Source organism: Streptomyces sporangiiformans (genome assembly GCF_005768555.2).
Lineage (GTDB): Bacteria > Actinomycetota > Actinomycetes > Streptomycetales > Streptomycetaceae > Streptomyces > Streptomyces sporangiiformans.
On record NZ_VCHX02000118.1, the window covers coordinates 40,792 to 58,354 of the forward strand.

Genomic DNA, 17,563 nt, shown 5'->3' on the forward strand with positions numbered 1-17,563 from the left:
TCCGACTGGAGTCCACCCCCTTGGCCACTGGTACGGAACCCCATCTGAACAGCGGCGGTGTAAGAACACCGACACGCGCCGCGATCGACGCCCCGCATCTGCGGACCGACCGCTGGTGGCTGGCGCCCGCCGCCACCGCGGCCGGGCTGCTGGCCTTCGTCGTCTACTCGACGTGGCGGGCGTTCGCGAACACCGACTACTACGCGGCGCCCTACGTCTCGCCGTTCTACTCGCCCTGCCTGGCGGAGAACTGCGAGCCGATGAGGAGCGGCCCGAACTGGGAGATCTTCGGCGGCTGGTGGGGGCTGTCCCCGGCCCTGCTCATCCTGATCTTCCCGCTCGGCTTCCGGCTGACCTGCTACTACTACCGCAAGGCCTACTACCGGGGCTTCTGGGCCTCGCCCCCGGCCTGCGCGGTCGCCGAGCCGCACAAGAAGTACACCGGCGAGACCCGCTTCCCGCTGATCCTGCAGAACATCCACCGGTACTTCTTCTACGCCGCGCTCCTCGTCGCGTGCATCCTCACGTACGACACCGTGCTCGCCTTCCGCGACGAGCACTACGAGTGGGGACACATGGGCCTGGGCACCCTGGTGTTCCTGGTCAACATCGTGCTGATCTGGGCGTACACCCTCTCCTGCCACTCCTGTCGGCACATCGTCGGCGGCCAGCTCAAGCACTTCTCCAAGCATCCTGTGCGCTACCGGATGTGGCAGTGGGTCGGGAAGCTCAACGCCCGTCACATGCTGCTCGCCTGGGTGTCGCTGGTGAGCGTGGCACTCGCCGACTTCTACGTGTACCTGGTCGCGTCCGGCGCCTTTGACGATCCGAGGTTGTTCTGATGTCCGTTGTGGATCGACAGGAGTGGGACGTCGTCGTGGTCGGCGCGGGCGGCGCCGGCCTCCGGGCCGCCATCGAGGCGCGGGAGCGGGGCGCGCGTACGGCCGTGATCTGCAAGTCCCTGTTCGGCAAGGCGCACACGGTGATGGCCGAGGGCGGCATCGCGGCGGCGATGGGCAACGTCAACGCCGGGGACAACTGGCAGGTCCACTTCCGCGACACCATGCGCGGCGGCAAGTTCCTCAACCAGTGGCGGATGGCCGAGCTGCACGCGCAGGAGGCCCCGGACCGCGTGTGGGAGCTGGAGACCTGGGGCGCCCTCTTCGACCGTACGAAGGACGGGCGGATCTCGCAGCGCAACTTCGGCGGGCACGAGTACCCGCGCCTCGCGCACGTCGGCGACCGTACGGGACTGGAGCTGATCCGCACGCTCCAGCAGAAGATCGTCTCGCTCCAGCAGGAGGACAAGAAGGAGACGGGTGACTACGAGTCGCGCCTGAAGGTCTTCCAGGAGTGCACGGTCACCAGGGTCCTGAAGGACACCGCGTCCGCGAGCGGCGCCGCCCCGGGCCGCGTCTCGGGCGTCTTCTGCTACGACCGCGAGTCCGGGCGCTTCTTCGTGCTGGAAGCCCCTTCGGTGGTGATCGCCACCGGAGGCATCGGCAAGTCCTTCAAGGTGACGTCGAACTCGTGGGAGTACACGGGTGACGGGCACGCGCTGGCGCTGCTGGCCGGGGCTCCCCTGCTGAACATGGAGTTCGTGCAGTTCCATCCGACGGGCATGGTCTGGCCGCCGTCCGTGAAGGGCATCCTGGTCACGGAGTCCGTGCGCGGCGACGGCGGCGTGCTGCAGAACTCCGAGGGCAAGCGGTTCATGTTCGACTACATCCCGGACGTCTTCAAGGAGAAGTACGCCGAGTCCGAGGAGGAGGGCGACCGCTGGTACGAGGACCCGGACAACAACCGGCGTCCGCCCGAGCTGCTGCCGCGCGACGAGGTGGCGCGGGCCATCAACGCGGAGGTCAAGGCGGGGCGCGGTTCCCCGCACGGCGGGGTCTTCCTGGACGTGTCGAATCGGATGCCCGCCGAGGTCATCCGGCGCCGGCTGCCCTCCATGTACCACCAGTTCAAGGAGCTCGCGGACGTCGACATCACCGCCGAGGCGATGGAGGTCGGGCCGACCTGTCACTACGTGATGGGCGGTATCGCGGTCGAGTCGGACACGGCGGCGGCGCGCGGCGTGCCGGGGCTGTTCGCGGCCGGCGAGGTCGCGGGCGGCATGCACGGCTCCAACCGGCTCGGCGGCAACTCGCTCTCCGACCTGCTGGTGTTCGGCCGGCGAGCGGGGCTGCACGCGGCTCAGTACGCCGCGGGGCTCGCCGAGGGGCGCCCCGCCGTGGACGACGTCGAGGTCGATGCGGCGGCCGCGGAGGCGTTGCGGCCGTTCTCCGCGGAGGAGGGGCCGCAGGCCGGCGCCGAGGCCGGGCGGCCACCCGAGAACCCGTACACCCTCCACCAGGAACTCCAGCAGACCATGAACGACCTGGTCGGCATCATCCGCCGGGAGGCGGAGATGGAGGCGGCCCTGCAGAAGCTGGCGGAGCTGCGTGTACGGGCGCGGCGGGCCGGCGTCGAGGGGCACCGGCAGTTCAACCCGGGCTGGCATCTCGCCCTCGACCTGCGCAACATGCTGCTCGTCAGCGAGTGCGTGGCGCGGGCCGCCCTGGAGCGTACGGAGTCGCGGGGCGGCCATACCCGCGAGGACCATCCGACGATGGAGCGGGAGTGGCGGCGTCTCAATCTGCTGTGCCGTCTGACCGACCCCACGGGCGAGCTGGCGGCCACGGACCCGGTGCGCGGTCAGATCCGTCTCGCCCGGGAGACCACCGAGCCCATCCGCCCCGACCTGCTCGCCCTCTTCGAGAAGGAGGAGCTGGTCAAGTACCTCGCCGAAGAGGAGCTGTACGAGTGAGCAGCTATGAGGCCCACTTCAAGGTGTGGCGTGGGGACGTCTCGGGCGGTGGCCTGGAGGACTTCAAGATCGAGGTCAACGACGGCGAGGTGGTGCTGGACATCATCCACCGGCTCCAGGCGACCCAGGCACCGGACCTGGCCGTGCGGTGGAACTGCAAGGCGGGCAAGTGCGGTTCGTGTTCCGCGGAGATCAACGGGCGGCCCCGGCTGATGTGCATGACGCGTATGTCGATCTTCGGGCGGGAGGAGACCATCACGGTGACTCCCCTGCGGGCCTTTCCCGTGGTCCGTGATCTCGTCACCGACGTCAGCTTCAACTACACGAAGGCGCGGGAGGTGCCGTCCTTCGTGCCGCCCGCCGATCTCGGTCCCGGCGAGTACCGCATGATGCAGGAGGACGTGGACCGCTCTCAGGAGTTCCGCAAGTGCATCGAGTGCTTCCTGTGCCAGGACACGTGCCATGTCGTCCGCGACCACGAGGAGAACAAGACGGCGTTCGCGGGCCCGCGCTTCCTGATGCGCGTCGCCGAACTGGACATGCACCCGCTGGACGCGGCGGCGGAAACGGGGCTGGATCGCAAGACCACCGCCCAGGACGAGCACGGGCTCGGCTACTGCAACATCACCAAGTGCTGCACCGAGGTCTGCCCCGAGGGCATCAAGATCACGGACAATGCGCTGATTCCCTTGAAGGAGCGCGCGGTCGACCGTAAGTACGACCCGCTGGTGTGGCTGGGGTCGAAGATCAGGAGGCGGCAGTCGTAGGGGATCCGCGGCGGCGGTCGCGGCGGGAGCGGTGCATGAGAGCGGCACCGACGACCACTCCCGCGCCTCCGACGAGGCAGGCGGCGAGCCAGAAGACGGTGGGGCCGGCCAGGGCCAGGGCGATCACCGGGAGGGCGAGGGACACGGCGAGCAGGAGCAGGCCCTGCCCCCACAGCCGTGGCCGGAAAACACGGCCGCGCTCCCATCCCGGCACCCACCCCGTGTGTATGGCGGCGGTGCCGACGGCCGTCATGATCCCCAGGATCAGCCCTTCGGCCAGCCCCGCCGTGTAGTGCCAGTCCATTTGCCCGCCGCCTGCTTCTTGTCCGCTCCGTCGTCACCCTGAGAGTGACACGTGCGGGTCCGGATGCTCCAGCAGCGTGAGGGTCCTTTTCGATGCTCGCGCGCGTACGCACCCGGTCGCGGAGCCGCATGCACGGCCATACGCTCCCAAATGTGACGTCTTCCTTGCCCCGGGGCCGAGCGCGGCGAAACCCGTCCCACATACCCGTGCGGGTGGCACACGTCGTGGTGGGCGGGATGGTCGGGGTGGCGTGGCTGGTGCTGCCCTGGATGACGGACACGGACACGGGTACCGGAGGGCCGGCGGCGACGGCCGGGAGCGCACCGCCGGCAGCCCGTGCGGCCACCCCGGGCGCCATGGCCACGGCCGACACGCAGGATATCCAGGACATCCCGGGTATCGAGGACGTGCAGAACGTCCAGAACGCCGAGAACAGCCGGCACGCCCAGGACGACGACGGGACGGCCACCGCGGATCTCGTTCTGCCGCTTCTCGCCGCGGGCACGGCGGGTGCGCTCGCGGCGTACGGGTATGCCCGGCGCAGGCGGCGCGCACGCACGCGCACGACTCCCGGTGGCGGCCCCGCCGGACCCGTGACGCCCCTCTCCGAATCCGACGTGCGGACCCGGACACTGCTGGTCGAGATCGACGACAGCGTCCGCACCAGTCAGGAGGAACTCGCCTTCGTCGAGGCCCGCTTCGACGCCGAGGCCGTCGAGCCCTTCGTCCGGGCCGTGCGGGACGCCGAGTCCGAACTGTCGGCCGCCTTCCGGCTGCGGCAGCGGTACGACGCATCCGTGGAGGGCGAGGCGCCGGAAAGCGACCCGCTGGAGAGTGACACGGCCCGGCGGGAGACGCTCCGTGACATCGCCGCGCGGTGCACGGACGCGGGACGGCGGCTCGACGCGGAGGCCGCCGCGTTCGACCGGCTGCGTGCCCTGGAGCGCGACACGGGCGAGGCCCTGGGCCTCGCGGAGGCCCGTTTCCGGGAGCTCGCCGCCCGTACGGGCGCCGCGGAGGCCGTGCTCGCCGATCTCGGCGGGCGGTACGCCCCCTCCGCCGCCCGCCCTGTCATCGGCCACATCGAACAGGCCAAGGACCGGCTCGTGTTCGCCACGACCCATCTCAACCGGGCCCGGCAGTCCACCGACATGGGCGACCCCTACGCGGCGGCGCCGCGTCTGCGTGCCGCCGAGGGCGCCGTGTCCCAGGCCGCGGTGTTCGTGGGCGGCGTGGAGCGGCTCGCGGCGGAGCTGGCGGCCGCCGTGGAGGCGCTGCCGGCCGCGCTCGCCGGGGCGGAGGAGGCCGTCACCGGCGCGGGCGGGCCGCTGGAGCGTACGTCCGCCCGGATGCCCGTGGGCGAACTGCGGGCGCTCGTCGCCCACGCCGAGGCGGTCCTGGCCGGCGTACGGGAGGAGACGGCCGCCGGACCGTACGACCCGCTCGGCGCCCTCCGTCGAATCGCCCGGGCCACCGCGCCCCTCGGGGCCGGCCGCGCCGACGCCGTCCGGGCCGCGGCCCTGATCGCCGCGCGCAACGCCACCGCCGCCGCAGCCGACTTCGTCACCACGCACCGGGGCGCGGTCGGCGGCGCGGCCCGGACCCGGCTGGCGGAGGCACAACGGCTGCTCGCCCCGGACACGGATCCTTCGGCAGAGGACTGCCTGCGGGCCGACGCCCTGGCTCACCAGGCCCGCGAGCTCGCCGAGCGCGACATACGCACACATGGGAACCCGTACACCGGATCGCCGCGGCAGGCGGACGGCACCGGTGGTGCCGTCCTCGGCGGGGTCCTCCTGGGCGGGCGCCCCGACGGGGGCCCGCCCGCGAGCTTCGGCGGGCCCGCGACCCGTGCGAGGCGGGGGCTCAGAACAGGCTCAGCAACGCCTCCGCCGGGTCCGTAAGGCTCTTTTGGCCGTTGGGGAGGGGGAGTTCGAACCACACGGTCTTGCCGCGGGGCGTACGGCGGGAGCCCCAAGCCGCACTCAGCAGGCCGACGAGCTGAAGGCCGCGACCGCCCTCGTCCGTGTCCCGGGCGCGGCGGCGGCGGGGCTGGACGAGTCCGGCGTCCCAGACCTCGCAGACCATCGTGCGGTCGAGCAGCAGCCGGAGCCTGATCTCGCCCTCGCCATAGCGCAGGGCGTTGGTCACCAGCTCGCTGACCAGGAGCTCCGCCGTTTCGACCAGGGGCTCCAGACCCCAGCTCAAAAGCTGGCCGCGGGCGTACTCGCGCGCCCGGCCCACGCTGCGGGGCTCGCGCGGCAGGGTCCAGTCGCCGACGGACTCCGTCGGCAGGCCCTGGACACGTGCCATCAGCAACGCGATGTCGTCCTCGCCGTGGTGCGTGTCGAGGGTGTTGAGGACGTGGTCGCAGACGTCCTCCAGGGGCTGGGTGGGATCCGTCAGCGCGCCCACGAAGGCCTGCAGGCCCTCGTCCAGCGGGTGGTCGCGGGATTCGACCAGTCCATCGGTGTAGAGCGCGAGGAGGGCGCCTTCCGGCAGTTCGACCTCGACCTCCTCGAACGGCTCGCCGCCGACGCCCAGCGGCATCCCGGGCGGCACGTCGAGCATCAGCGCGCTCTCGCCGGGCTCCACCAGCACCGGTGGCAGGTGGCCCGCGTTGGCGAAGGTGCAGCGGCGCGTGACCGAGTCGTAGACCGCGTACACACAGGTCGCGAGGTAGACCTCGGAAAGGTCGGCGTCCTGCCGCGACTGGCGGCCGGCGGTGCGGGTGGCCTGCTGGATGCCGCCGGGCGTGCCGAGGCCCCGGGCGATCTCGTCCAACGCCGAGAGCACCTCGGCCGGTTCGAGGTCGAGCAGTGCCAGGGTCCGTACCGCCGTGCGGAGCTCCCCCATGGCGACGGCGGCGCGCAGGCCGCGGCCCATCACGTCGCCGACGACCAACGCCGTGCGGTGACCGGGGAGTTCTATGACGTCGAACCAGTCGCCGCCCACCTCGGTCGCGGCGTTTCCGGGCAGGTAGCGGCAGGCGATGTCGAGGCCGGAGGCCTCCGGGTCGCCGGGGGGCAGGAGGGATCGCTGCAGTATCAGGGCGCGTTCGTGCTCACGGCGGTACAGGCGCGCGTTGTCGATGCAGACCGCGGCGCGCGCGGCGAGTTCGACGGCGAGCGCGCGGTCGCGTTCGTCGAACGGCTCGCTGCCCTTCGTACGCGAGAACTGGACGATGCCGACGACGGTGTCGTGCGCGACCATCGGGACGGCGAGCGTGGACTGGATGAGGCCGCCGTCCTCCCCGGGGACGGACTGCGGGCGGCCGGTGCGCAGGGCGTCCGCGCAGGGCGAGTTGAAGGCGAAGTGGTGGACGGCGCCGACGTTCACCGGCTCGGGTCCGCTGAGGAAGGGCGCGTCGGCGACGGCGCTCGCGAAGGCGACCCGGCGCAGCTCGGCGCTGCCGTCGGCGAGCCCGGGCGGGGTCTCGTCGCCGGCGAGGAGCCCCTGGTAGAGGTCGACGGAGGCGAGGTCGCAGAAGCCGGGGACGGCCACGTCGAGGAGTTCGCGGGCCGTGGTCTCCAGGTCGAGCGAGTTGCCGATGCGCGCGCCGGCCTCGTTGAGGAGGGCCAGATTGCGCCGGGCGGCGGCGGCCTCGCGCGCGGCCGCCCGGCGTGAGGTGATGTCGGTACCCAGCCAGGCGATACCGATCGGCCGGCCCGAACCGCTCTGTACGCGGTAGAGGTTGACGGACCAGTTGCGGCGCTCGGTGGAGCCGGGCACGGTGCCCGAGACCAGCATGTCGGTGACGGAGTTGCCGGTCTCCAGGACGCGGCGCAGGGTCGCGGCGACGCGGTCGGCCTCGCCCTGCGGCAGATAGTCCCTGACGGTGCGCCCACGGTGGTCGTCGACCGTGCCGCCGAAGACCAGGGCGAACCGCTCGTTGGCACGGCGGATCTTCAGTTCTGTGTCAATCAGCAGAAAACCGAACGGGGATTGACCAAAAATCGCCTGCGAAGCAGCGAGATCCGTCTCGATCTGACGCAGGGTGCGGACGTCCACGACGATACAGAGGGCGGCTCGCTCGCCCTCCTGCGTACGCGTCGGCATGACGTAGACCTCGGCGAGTCCCTCGGTGCCCTTGCCCAGCCCCTCGGGGTCGGGCATCTGGAAGGGGACCACACCGGTCCACTCCCGGCCGTCCAGGATCTCGGCCATCTTCCGCTGCCCCTGCGCGCGTAGATCCGCGGCGACGAAGGCCTCGATCGGATCCGTTCCCACGGCCCGCTCGGCGGGGATGCCGAAGACCTGCTCGGCCCGCAGACTCCACTGCTCGACGAGGCCGTCGGGGCCGATCGAGAACGAGGCGACCTTGATGTAGTCGTAAATCGATCCGGGCGGACTGCTCTGCCATGTCACGTCGCCCGCCGCCTCCACGGCACCATAAGCTGCCACATCGGCCAATGCGCCGCCCGCCGGGTCCGCGGACTCCGTGGACTCCGTCGTCTCCGTGGCCTTCGCTGGTATCTCGCTCACGCGAACCGTCCCCTCCAGCTCACCGCGTCCGGCACCGGTCACCGGGGGCGGCTGCCCGCAGTATCCAGCACTACGGTGCCGCACAACACGGTGTTCACGATCACAGCACGGTCCCGATGCTTTTTGGACCGGCCGCGACAAACACTCCCAGTCTTCTAACCAGGGCGCACCCCGTCGAATCACAGACTCCCCTCGGGCCTCATGACCAACTCGCCCCGGCATGTCCGTAAGTGGCTGCCGTTCAGTACGGCGGGCCCAGTTCGAACCACACCGTCTTACCCGTCTCGCCGGGCCGGGTACCCCAGCGCCGCGAGGAGGACGCCACGAGTTGGAGTCCGCGTCCGCCCTCGTCCTCGGGGTGCGCGACCCGCTCGAGGGGTGGGTTCGGCAGCGGGTCCGAGACTTCCACCAGCAAGGCGCCGAGCGGCTCCGAAGGCCGTACGAGACGTACGCCGATGGGGCCCGTGGCATGCCGCAGGGCATTGGTCACCAGCTCGCTGACCAGTAGTGCGGTCACGTCACAGAGGGGGTCGAGCCCCCAGGTGCGCAACTGGCTCCGGACGACGGTGCGTGCGGTCCGTACGGCAGTGGGATCCGCGGGGAAGGTCCACTCGGCGCTGTCGCCTTCGGTGTGGATCACGCAGATCACTCCCGAGCCAGAAGCGGACCTTGTCCGGTTTCATGGGGCCTAATGGGCACATACCCGATATTCCGGGTGCAGTACCGCGCACGGGAGCGCACCGCGGCACATACGGCGTACGACGCGCACACCCCAGGCACCACGTGCGCCCCACGGGCCCGAGGGTCCCACGTGCGATGGGTGTCGCGCATCTCACAAGGCCAACTCGGGTGCGGGAGCCCTCCGCTCGGCAGACCTCAGGTGTCCCAGGACCGGCGAGCGACCTCCATTACGGCCGGCACGTCCTGATCCAGCCAGTCCACGTCCCAGATCTCGTCCGCCGTCAGCCAGCGCAGCTCGTCGTGGTCCTCAAGGGGTTTCGGTTCCCCCGAGTCGGCGAGCAGACGGGCGGTCCACACATGGAGGGTGTACGGGGACTTCAGGGGCCACTCCCCCGGGATCCGCGCGAGCGGTTCCGCCTCTACGCCGAGTTCTTCGCGCAGTTCACGCACGAGGGCTCGCTCGGGGGCTTCGCCGGGTTCGACCTTGCCGCCGGGCAGTTCCCAGCGCCCGGCCAACTCCGGGGGCGCGCTCCGGCGCGCGGCGAGGAGTCGCCCCTCGCTCAACACGGCGGCTCCGACCACCACGATCCGTTCCGTCATGCGCCGGAGCCTACGGGAGCCGCAGCAGCACCCTCACTTGGTCCCGTTCTGCCCGATCTGCTCGATCCAGTAGAGCTGCTTGTGGCCCCGCTCCCCGAGACTGTCCGCGATCTTCTGCGCCTCGGCCCTGGTCGCGTACCTGCCGACGCGATAGCGGTTGCCGTTGTCGTCCTGCCGGACGACGAGCCAGGGAAGTGTGATCGTGCCGTCATTCATCGCACCCCTCCGCTTCCCGTCCCCGGTTGGCGCCGCACCCCGCTGGCTAAGGAAACCCCGATCTGCATATGCCCGAGCCTACGCCTAACCTTCACGCAGCGAATACGGCTTTTCACAAAGAGGCACGCAACCAGCCATGACGGAGGGGGCGCACACTCGCGCATGCGCCCCCTCATCCGACTGTTCCCGCCCTCTGGGGGCTCCACCCCGGACCCCGCCCACGGGGTACGGGTCATCTCACCGGCAGGTGGTAGGCGATCCGGTAGCGGTCTGCCGGTACGACCACGTCTGCCGTCTCCACCGGGCGCCCCGACGCGTAGAACGTGCGCTGGATGACGAGCACCACATGGCCCGGGACACCCCCCAGGGCGGCCAACTCCTCGGCGAGGCCGGGTCGCGCGCCCACCTCCTCCGTGACGTTGTCCACGATCACGTCGATGGCCGCCATGCGTTCGACCACGCCCATGCCGCCGAGGGGGCCCTCCTCGGGGAGCATCACCGGCGTACGACCCGTGACGGCGAGGGGCTCCCAGGACGTGGAGAGCATCATCGTCTCGCCCGCGTCCCGGAAGACATACCTCGTGCACATCACGCGGTCGCCCGGCTGGACGCCGAGCCGCTCGGCGATCGCACCGGCCGCCTCGGCCTGCCGGCTGTGCGACTCCCAGGTGCCGCGCGCCTCGGCCTCAGCCTGCTCCTGACGGAACGGGGTCGCGCCGCTCTCCGGCCGGTACCCGGAGCGGGCGACCCGACGTGGCACGGGCCGCTCGCGCACATAGGTGCCGGACCCCGAGCGCCCCTCGACGAGCCCCTCGGCCATCAGCACCTTGCGGGCCTCCAGGGCGACCGTGTCCGAAACCCCGTACTCCTGGCGGATCCTGGCCTGGGAGGGGAGCCGGGTGTGCGGTGGCAGCAAGCCGTCGACGATCTTCTTGCGGAGATCACCCGCGACGCGGAGGTACGCCGGCTGCTCACCGAAAGTCACTGGCCGCTCCCATCAGGTTGTACAGACAGCAACAGCGTGGCAACCCTGGGTTGTGACAGGCAAGCAAAGGCCAGAGAATCACTCGAAGTGATGACATCGGCCCGCAGCGGGCTTTACGCAGGCACTTTCTCCCCGGTATGGCTGCCGTCACACCTCGGCGCCGCCGCCCCCGCTGCCGCCACCCCCGTCACCGCCGTCCTCGGAGGAGGCCGGCGGGTCCGTGGCGAGGCCCAGAGCCTCGCGCGCGGTGACGGTCACCTTGGGGTCGATCAGTCCCGCGCCCTTGTCGTAGTGCTCGTAGTAGACGTCGGCGTCAGAGGCCTTGGCCGCCTTCGCCCACTCCTTCTGGGACGCTTCTATCTTCTGGACGAGCTCGGCGACCGGCTCCCGTGCGTCGGCGGACCAGTCGTGGTCGCGGAGCATCCCGGCCTGCTCGGTGAGCGCGCCGGAGACCCGGGTCGCCCACTGCTTGTGGCCGGGCAGGTCGTCCTCGACGTACTCCTCCTCGGGCGCCGATTCCATCGCCTCGTTGAGGACGTTGGCCGCCTTCAGATACACGAGCTGGTCGGCGTCCAGCGTGGTCTCGTCACGGCGCAGCGAGCCGGTCAGGCTGCCCTTCTCGTCCGTGTTGCCGAACAGGCAGCTGATCTCGCGGTCACCCAGGCTCCAGCTCTCCCGGGTCGGGGTGAAGTAGTAGATGTCGACGTTGTCCGGCAGCGCCCAGGAGTCCATCGCGTAGGCGTACTGGAGCGTGTAGCACTTGTCGTCGGCGGCCCGGGTGACGGCGTCGTCACCAGGGTAACTGCCCGCCGCCATCTTGAAGTTCGCGAAGACCTCGCCGTCGTGCTTGCCCTCGCACGGCACGGTGTCGACGTCGTACGCCATGCCCTCCAGCGAGCCGTCGGTGGTGTCGAAGCACTCGCCCTTGTCCACGGTGAAGGCCGCGCCGTTCTCCCGCGCGTCCCGCGCCCCCTCCTTGAAGCCGTCCCAGAAGTCGGCCGCGGCGCCGGTGACCAGCCCCAGCACGAGGAGCGCGGCGCCGATCCCGGAAAGGATCATCCCGGCGACCGCCATGCCCTTGCCGCGCTCGCCCTTCTTCTTGATCTGCGCCAGCGCGACCCAGCCGAGGACCAGCCCGAAGAGCGGCAGGAAGCAAAGGATGCCGAGCACGAGCGCGGCGATCGCGAAGCCGTTGACGGGGGTCGGGCGGTTGTACGGGGAGTAGCCCTGACCCCAGGGCTGATAGCCGTACGGGCCCGGTCCCTGGCCCTGGCCGTACGGGTTCTGTCCCTGCCCCTGGCCGTACGGCCCTTGCCCCTGCCCCTGCCCCTGCCCGGGGTACGCGCCGTACGGGCCCTGCGGCGGGTACGGCCCGCCTTGGGGCTGCTGTGGCCCAGGGGGCGGAGGTGTGTCCACTAGTACCGTGCTCCTCGTCCAAGTGGTTCAAGAACTGACGTACGACAGGGCGCATCGTAAGCGCGGTGCGGTGGGGGGCGGAATGCAAGTGACGAACCGGGCGATACGGGCTGTCAACGAGCTGACGACCCGGTGGGCCGGGGCGTCAGCCGGCGGCACGGCCTTCTCGGCGGCCGGGGTGTGGCCGCTCCTGGCCCTCCTGACGGACGGAGCGGCGGGCCCGGCGCGTGCGGAGCTGGCGGAGGCGGTGGACCTGCCGGCCGGGGAAGCCGCAGCCGCGGGGCGGGAGTTGCTGAGCGCCATGGCCGGGATGCGGGGGCTGGACTCGGCCGTCGGACTGTGGACCAAGCGGACGCTGGAACTGCGGGAGGAGTGGGAGGCGGGGCTGCCGACGGCGGTGCACGGGGTGCTCACGGGTCGCGAGGAGACCGACAGGGAAGCTCTGGACGCCTGGGCGGCCAAGCGGACCGGCGGTCTGATCGAGCGGATGCCCGTACCCCTGACCGACCGGACCGAGATGGTTCTCGCGAGCGCGCTCGCCCTGCGCACCGAATGGTTCCGCCCGTTCAAGGAGTACCCCGTCCGGCCGCGCAGTGGGCCGTGGCAGAAGCGGACGCTGCGGGGGCTGCGCCGCTCGACCCGTCTGCTGGACCGGGTCGGGGTCGCGGACACCCCGTACGGGGCCGTCACCGAGCTGAAGGTGCTGGGCAATACCGGCATCGACGTCCATCTCCTGCTCGGCGAGGAGCGGATGAGCCCCGGCCAGGTGCTGGGCGCCGGCGTGGACGTGCTGGGCCGCCGTCATGCGGTCGTCCCGGGACACGAACTGCCGTACGGCGAGGCGGGCCCCGGCCTCCGGGTGGAGAAGGAGCGCTGCGTGACTCCTCAGCCGCCGTCCCTGGACGTCACCACCGTCGCCTTCGACCTGTCCGCCGACCACGATCTGCTGCATCTGCACGGCCTGTTCGGCCTCACCACGGCGCGGGACGAGTCCCGAGGACACTTCCCGGGCATCAGCGCCCAGCCCCTGTGCGTGGGGTCGGCCCAGCAGTCCACCACGGCCACGTTCGGCGCCCTCGGCTTCCGGGCCGCGTCCGTGACGGCGCTCGCCGCCGCACCCGGGGGCGGGATACCCGAGCTGCGGTACACGACCACCACGATCGACGCCACGTTCGATCGCCCCTTCGGCTTCCTCGCCCTGAACCGCTCCTCGCGCCTCGTCCTCGCGGCGGGCTGGGTCACGGACCCGACGCCGTACCGCGAGGACGAGGACCGCTCGCCTTCACGGACGTAACACAGCGGCCATGTGCCAGTCATGACACAACGCCACCAAACGCCCCCTTTAGTCTGCGCTCATGACTCCACTGCCGGATCGCTTCTGCCCGAGGGACGGCACGCGTGTCCCCGTGGACTCGCTCGCCTGGTGCTGCCCGGCCTGTCGCGGTCCGCTCGACCTCGATTTCGCTCCGACCCCGGCTACCCTCAAATCCCTTGTGGGCCGGGTGAATTCACTGTGGCGGTACGCCGAGTGCCTGCCCCTGGCCGCACCGTCGGTGTCACTCGGCGAGGGCCGTACGCCGCTGGTCCCGCTGAAGGACGGCGTTTCGGCCAAACTGGACTTCCTGATGCCGACGCTCTCGTTCAAGGATCGCGGGGCGGTGATGCTGGCCGAGCTGGCGCTGCGACTGAGCCCGCGCCGGGTCGTCGCGGACAGCAGCGGCAACGCGGGCACGGCGATCGCCGCGTACTGCGCCCGCGCACAACTGCCGTGCACTGTATACGTCCCTGACGGTACGTCAGCCAAGAAGCTGGAGCAGATCGGAGCGCACGGCGCCCGGCTCGAAGTGGTCCCCGGCGACCGGGAGGCGGCCGCGCGGGCGGCCCGGGAGGCAGCGGACGAGGAGGGCACGTTCTACGCCAGCCACGTCTTCAACCCGTACTTCCTGCACGGCACGAAGACCTACGTCCACGAACTCTGGGAGGACCTCGGCGGACGACTTCCCGAGGTGCTCGTCGTGCCCGTCGGCAACGGGACGCTGCTGCTGGGCGCCGCTCTCGCGGTGGCCGAGCTGTACGCGGCGGGACTGATCGACCGGCGGCCCGCGCTGTACGCGGTCCAGTCCGCCGCGGTGGCGCCCCTCGCCCACGCCTGGGACGAGGGCGCGGACGACCTCGTCGGGGTCACGCCGATGGCCTCCACCGTCGCGGAGGGCATCGCCATCCCGCGCCCGCCGCGGGCCCGGCAGATCCTGCGGGCGGTCCGCGAGTCCGGGGGAACCTTCCTCACGGTGACCGAGGACCAGATCCGGCACGCCCAGCGGGACTTGGCCTCGCGCGGGCTGTACGTCGAGTCGACGGGGGTCGCCTGCTGGGCTGCCGTCAGGGAGGGCGTACCGGGGAACCGTACGGCTGTCGTGCCGCTGTGCGGGGCGGGACTGAAGACGGGACTCGCGCGGAGGGAAGAGGAATTGTCGGGCTCCTGAACGGCGGCCACGAACGCTGGGCCCATGAACGGTGGGCCCCATGAACGGTGGATTCCTGAACGGTGGATTCTTGAACGGCGTGGCCCACCGGACCTCACGCCGAGGAGGCGAGGCCGGCCGCGGAAGCGGGCTTCAACCGAAGCGGTGCAGCAGCCGCCGGTACAGGCCGGGAGCGACACCGCGTACGCGACCGGGCAGATGGAGCCAGGACGGTACGTAGGCGTCCTCGCGTCCGTGCCGGACGGCATCCCAGACGACGTCGGCCACCTCGCCGGCCGGCACGGGGCACGGCCAGGAGCGCTGGTAGGGGGCGCCGCGCCGCTCGAAGAACGCCGTGTCCACGGCCGCCGGCACGACATGCGTCACTCCGGTGCCGGTGCCGCGCAGCTCCTGCCGCAGCGCCTCGGCGAAGGCTGCGACGGCGGCCTTGGCGGCCGAGTACACCGCTTCCTCCCGTACACCCACCATCCCCGCGACCGATCCGAGGAGCACGACGCGTCCGTGGCCGGCCGCCACCATGGAGGGCAGCACCGCCCGTACCAGGTGGAGCGTCGCGTTGAGGTCCACGGACAGCAGCCGGTCGATGGCCGAGTGCGGCATGGACACAAAGGGCCCGGCCCAGCCGATCCCCGCCCCGGCGACCAGCAGGTCGATCTGTCCGGCCACGCGGAGCGCGGACTCGGCCAGCAGGCGAGGACCGTCCGGAGCGGCGAGGTCGGCGGGCAGAATCCTGGCCGTCGTACCGGCGGCCGTCTTCTCCAGCCCGTCCCGGTCCCGGCCGCTGAGCAGCAGCTGCCACTCGCCCTCGCCCCGGCCCGCGCCGTCGCCCTCGGCGAAGCGTCGCGCGATCGCGGCGCCGATGCCCGAGGACGCGCCCGTCACCAGCGCCACCCGCGGGCCGCCGCGCAGGACCGGCGCCTGCTTCCTCACCACCCTCGCGGGGCGGGGCGGGGCCGCCGGGCGCGGATCACCGGGTCTCGCCTCAGCGTTGTAGGTGGAGCCGGACTGCGTCATCGNATCACCGGGTCTCGCCTCAGCGTTGTAGGTGGAGCCGGACTGCGTCATCGCCTGTCTCCCTGCGCTTCGGTCTACGTCGCCCCCGTTCCCCTACCCGGCGCCGGACCGTCGGCGGTCCGCAGATGCGCGGTCGCCCGTCTCCGCGGGCAGGGAACCACCCTCCAGCAGCGTCCGATACCGCTGACTGGCGGTACTCTCCGCGGGCTTACCGGGATACGAAGGGGACACCCCCTGTCCCCGAGTTCGTGGCGAGGCGATGATGCGTCTCCTGCTCGTCCACCCCAGCGCCCTGATGTACTCCGAGATCTTTCTGCGCCTGGAGCCGCTCGGTCTCGAACGAGTGGCGGGTGCCGCGCGCGACGCGGGTCACGAGGTCCGTGTCGTGGACCTTCAAGTGCTCGACCGGTCCGTGCTGATGAGGGAACTGAGGTCCTTCCGGCCGGAGGCCCTCGGGGTCTCCCTGAACTACCTGGCGAACATCCCGGAGGCCATCGAGCTGGCGGCACACGCGAAGCAGACCGTACCCGGCTGTTTCGTCTTCTTCGGCGGCCACAGTGTCTCCTTCGTCGCCGAGGACGTGCTGGAACAGGCGGGCGGCTCGGTGGACGCGGTGGTGCGCGGCGAGGGCGAGCCGGTGATCGCGCCGCTGCTGGAGGCGATCCGTGACGGAGCCGTGGACGAGGTCCCCGGGCTCGTCACCGCGAGCGGCCGGGGGCCGGCGCCCCGGATGCTCGAGAGCATCGACGCCCCGCTGCCCGCACGGGACTTGATGCGCAACCGCCGCCGGTACTTCATCGGCGAACTCGACCCGTGCGCCTCGGTCGAGTTCACCCGCGGCTGCCCCTGGGACTGCTCGTTCTGCTCCGCGTGGACGTTCTACGGCCGCAGCTACCGCAAGGCGTCGCCCCAGGCGGCGGCCGACGACCTGGCGGCCATCCGCGAGCCCAATGTGTTCATCGTCGACGACGTCGCCTTCATCCGGCCCGAACACGGCGACGCCATCGCCGCCGAGGTGGAACGCCGCGGCATCCGAAAGCAGTACTACCTGGAGACCCGCAGCGATGTGCTCCTGCGGCATCCCGAGGTCTTCGAACGCTGGTCACGGCTGGGACTGCGCTACATGTTCCTCGGGATGGAGGCCATCGACGCGGAGGGGCTCGACCTGTTCCGCAAGAGGATCAGTCCCGACGAGAACTTCAAGGCCCTGGAGGTGGCCCGGAAGCTGGGCATCAACGTGGCGATCAACCTGATCGTCGACCCCGCCTGGGACATGGAGCGCTTCCGGATCGTGCGCGAGTTCGCGCTGTCCGTACCGGAGATCGTCCACTTCACCGTGATGACGCCCTACCCCGGTACGGAGATCTGGCACACCGAGTCGCGACGGCTCACCACCCGCGACTACCGCCTCTTCGACATCCAGCACGCCGTGGTCCCCACCACGCTGCCGTTGGACCAGTTCTACCGCGAACTCGTCCGCACCCAGGCCGTCATCAACCGCAAGCACCTGGGATTGCGTACCGCCTTCGGCGCGGCCCGCGCCCTGGGCCGCAACCTGCTGCACGGGCAAACCAATTTCGCCCGCATGCTGTGGAAGTTCAACCAGGTCTACAACCCGCGCCGGCAGCTCGCCGACCACCAGCGCCCCGTCCGCTTCGAGCTGCCGGAGCCCCAGCCCATCGATATCGGTGACCGCCGTCTCCTGTACGTCCACCATCGGGGACCGACGCACACGCGCAACCCGGAAGCCACGGACTGACGGCCTCGACGTCCAGCCGCCGACCGCCCCGCAGCGTGCCG

Annotated in this window: 15 protein-coding genes; 7 read left to right on the forward strand and 8 right to left on the reverse strand. The window is 71.1% G+C overall.

Annotated features, from left to right (window positions below; translation table 11 throughout):
• The first annotated feature begins 20 nt into the window (after positions 1-20).
• Genes FGD71_RS15255 through FGD71_RS15265 form a run of 3 tightly spaced genes read left to right on the forward strand, consistent with a single transcriptional unit; the run spans position 21 to position 3,579 of the window.
• Positions 21-842 carry a hypothetical protein gene (locus tag FGD71_RS15255; protein ID WP_119100999.1) on the forward strand — a complete coding sequence of 274 codons (822 nt, stop codon included), beginning with the start codon at positions 21-23 and terminating at the stop codon, positions 840-842.
• Positions 842-2,812: a fumarate reductase/succinate dehydrogenase flavoprotein subunit gene (locus FGD71_RS15260; RefSeq protein WP_119101000.1), complete on the forward strand. Its 1,971-nt coding sequence runs from the start codon at positions 842-844 to the stop codon at positions 2,810-2,812. The genes FGD71_RS15255 and FGD71_RS15260 overlap by 1 nt, the downstream gene beginning before the upstream one ends.
• Positions 2,809-3,579 (forward strand): succinate dehydrogenase/fumarate reductase iron-sulfur subunit, encoded by a 771-nt coding sequence (locus FGD71_RS15265; RefSeq protein WP_119101001.1) that lies wholly within the window; start codon positions 2,809-2,811, stop codon positions 3,577-3,579. Before FGD71_RS15260 ends, FGD71_RS15265 begins: the two co-directional genes overlap by 4 nt.
• Here the strand turns inward: FGD71_RS15265 and FGD71_RS15270 are convergent.
• Positions 3,560-3,883 (reverse strand): hypothetical protein, encoded by a 324-nt coding sequence (locus FGD71_RS15270; protein WP_119101002.1) that lies wholly within the window; start codon positions 3,881-3,883, stop codon positions 3,560-3,562. The two genes, FGD71_RS15265 and FGD71_RS15270, sit on opposite strands and share 20 nt — an antisense overlap.
• Before the next feature lie 212 nt (positions 3,884-4,095).
• Between FGD71_RS15270 and FGD71_RS15275 the strand changes: the two genes are divergently transcribed.
• A complete protein-coding gene (locus tag FGD71_RS15275) occupies positions 4,096-5,787 on the forward strand; it encodes a hypothetical protein (RefSeq protein ID WP_240436596.1) in 1,692 nt (563 codons plus the stop codon).
• On the opposite strand, the gene FGD71_RS15280 is transcribed toward FGD71_RS15275, so the two are convergent.
• From FGD71_RS15280 to FGD71_RS15305, 6 genes are all read right to left on the reverse strand, one after another.
• Complete coding sequence (locus FGD71_RS15280) at positions 5,750-8,368, reverse strand: SpoIIE family protein phosphatase (protein ID WP_119101003.1); 2,619 nt, start codon at positions 8,366-8,368, stop codon at positions 5,750-5,752. The two genes, FGD71_RS15275 and FGD71_RS15280, sit on opposite strands and share 38 nt — an antisense overlap.
• Before the next feature lie 241 nt (positions 8,369-8,609).
• Complete coding sequence (locus tag FGD71_RS15285) at positions 8,610-9,017, reverse strand: ATP-binding protein (protein ID WP_119101004.1); 408 nt, start codon at positions 9,015-9,017, stop codon at positions 8,610-8,612.
• Positions 9,018-9,244: 227 nt separating this feature from the next.
• Complete coding sequence (locus FGD71_RS15290; protein ID WP_119101005.1) at positions 9,245-9,649, reverse strand: (deoxy)nucleoside triphosphate pyrophosphohydrolase; 405 nt, start codon at positions 9,647-9,649, stop codon at positions 9,245-9,247.
• Between the two features lie 33 nt (positions 9,650-9,682).
• The gene (locus tag FGD71_RS15295) at positions 9,683-9,865 is read right to left on the reverse strand and encodes an SPOR domain-containing protein (RefSeq protein WP_119101006.1); all 183 of its coding nucleotides are present in this window, start codon (positions 9,863-9,865) and stop codon (positions 9,683-9,685) included.
• Between the two features lie 232 nt (positions 9,866-10,097).
• The gene (locus FGD71_RS15300) at positions 10,098-10,850 is read right to left on the reverse strand and encodes a GntR family transcriptional regulator (RefSeq protein ID WP_119101007.1); all 753 of its coding nucleotides are present in this window, start codon (positions 10,848-10,850) and stop codon (positions 10,098-10,100) included.
• A gap of 147 nt (positions 10,851-10,997) precedes the next feature.
• Positions 10,998-12,266: a DUF4190 domain-containing protein gene (locus FGD71_RS15305; RefSeq protein ID WP_119101008.1), complete on the reverse strand. Its 1,269-nt coding sequence runs from the start codon at positions 12,264-12,266 to the stop codon at positions 10,998-11,000.
• Positions 12,267-12,348: 82 nt separating this feature from the next.
• Here FGD71_RS15305 and FGD71_RS15310 point away from each other — a divergent pair, with 82 nt between their 5' ends.
• Positions 12,349-13,560: a serpin family protein gene (locus FGD71_RS15310; protein ID WP_119101009.1), complete on the forward strand. Its 1,212-nt coding sequence runs from the start codon at positions 12,349-12,351 to the stop codon at positions 13,558-13,560.
• Positions 13,561-13,621: 61 nt separating this feature from the next.
• Positions 13,622-14,749 (forward strand): threonine synthase, encoded by a 1,128-nt coding sequence (locus tag FGD71_RS15315; RefSeq protein ID WP_119101010.1) that lies wholly within the window; start codon positions 13,622-13,624, stop codon positions 14,747-14,749.
• A gap of 132 nt (positions 14,750-14,881) precedes the next feature.
• On the opposite strand, the gene FGD71_RS15320 is transcribed toward FGD71_RS15315, so the two are convergent.
• The gene (locus tag FGD71_RS15320) at positions 14,882-15,763 is read right to left on the reverse strand and encodes an SDR family NAD(P)-dependent oxidoreductase (RefSeq protein WP_119101011.1); all 882 of its coding nucleotides are present in this window, start codon (positions 15,761-15,763) and stop codon (positions 14,882-14,884) included.
• A 262-nt stretch (positions 15,764-16,025) separates the two neighbouring features.
• Between FGD71_RS15320 and hpnR the strand changes: the two genes are divergently transcribed.
• A complete protein-coding gene (gene hpnR, locus FGD71_RS15325) occupies positions 16,026-17,522 on the forward strand; it encodes a hopanoid C-3 methylase HpnR (RefSeq protein WP_119101030.1) in 1,497 nt (498 codons plus the stop codon).
• The last annotated feature ends 41 nt before the right edge of the window (positions 17,523-17,563 follow it).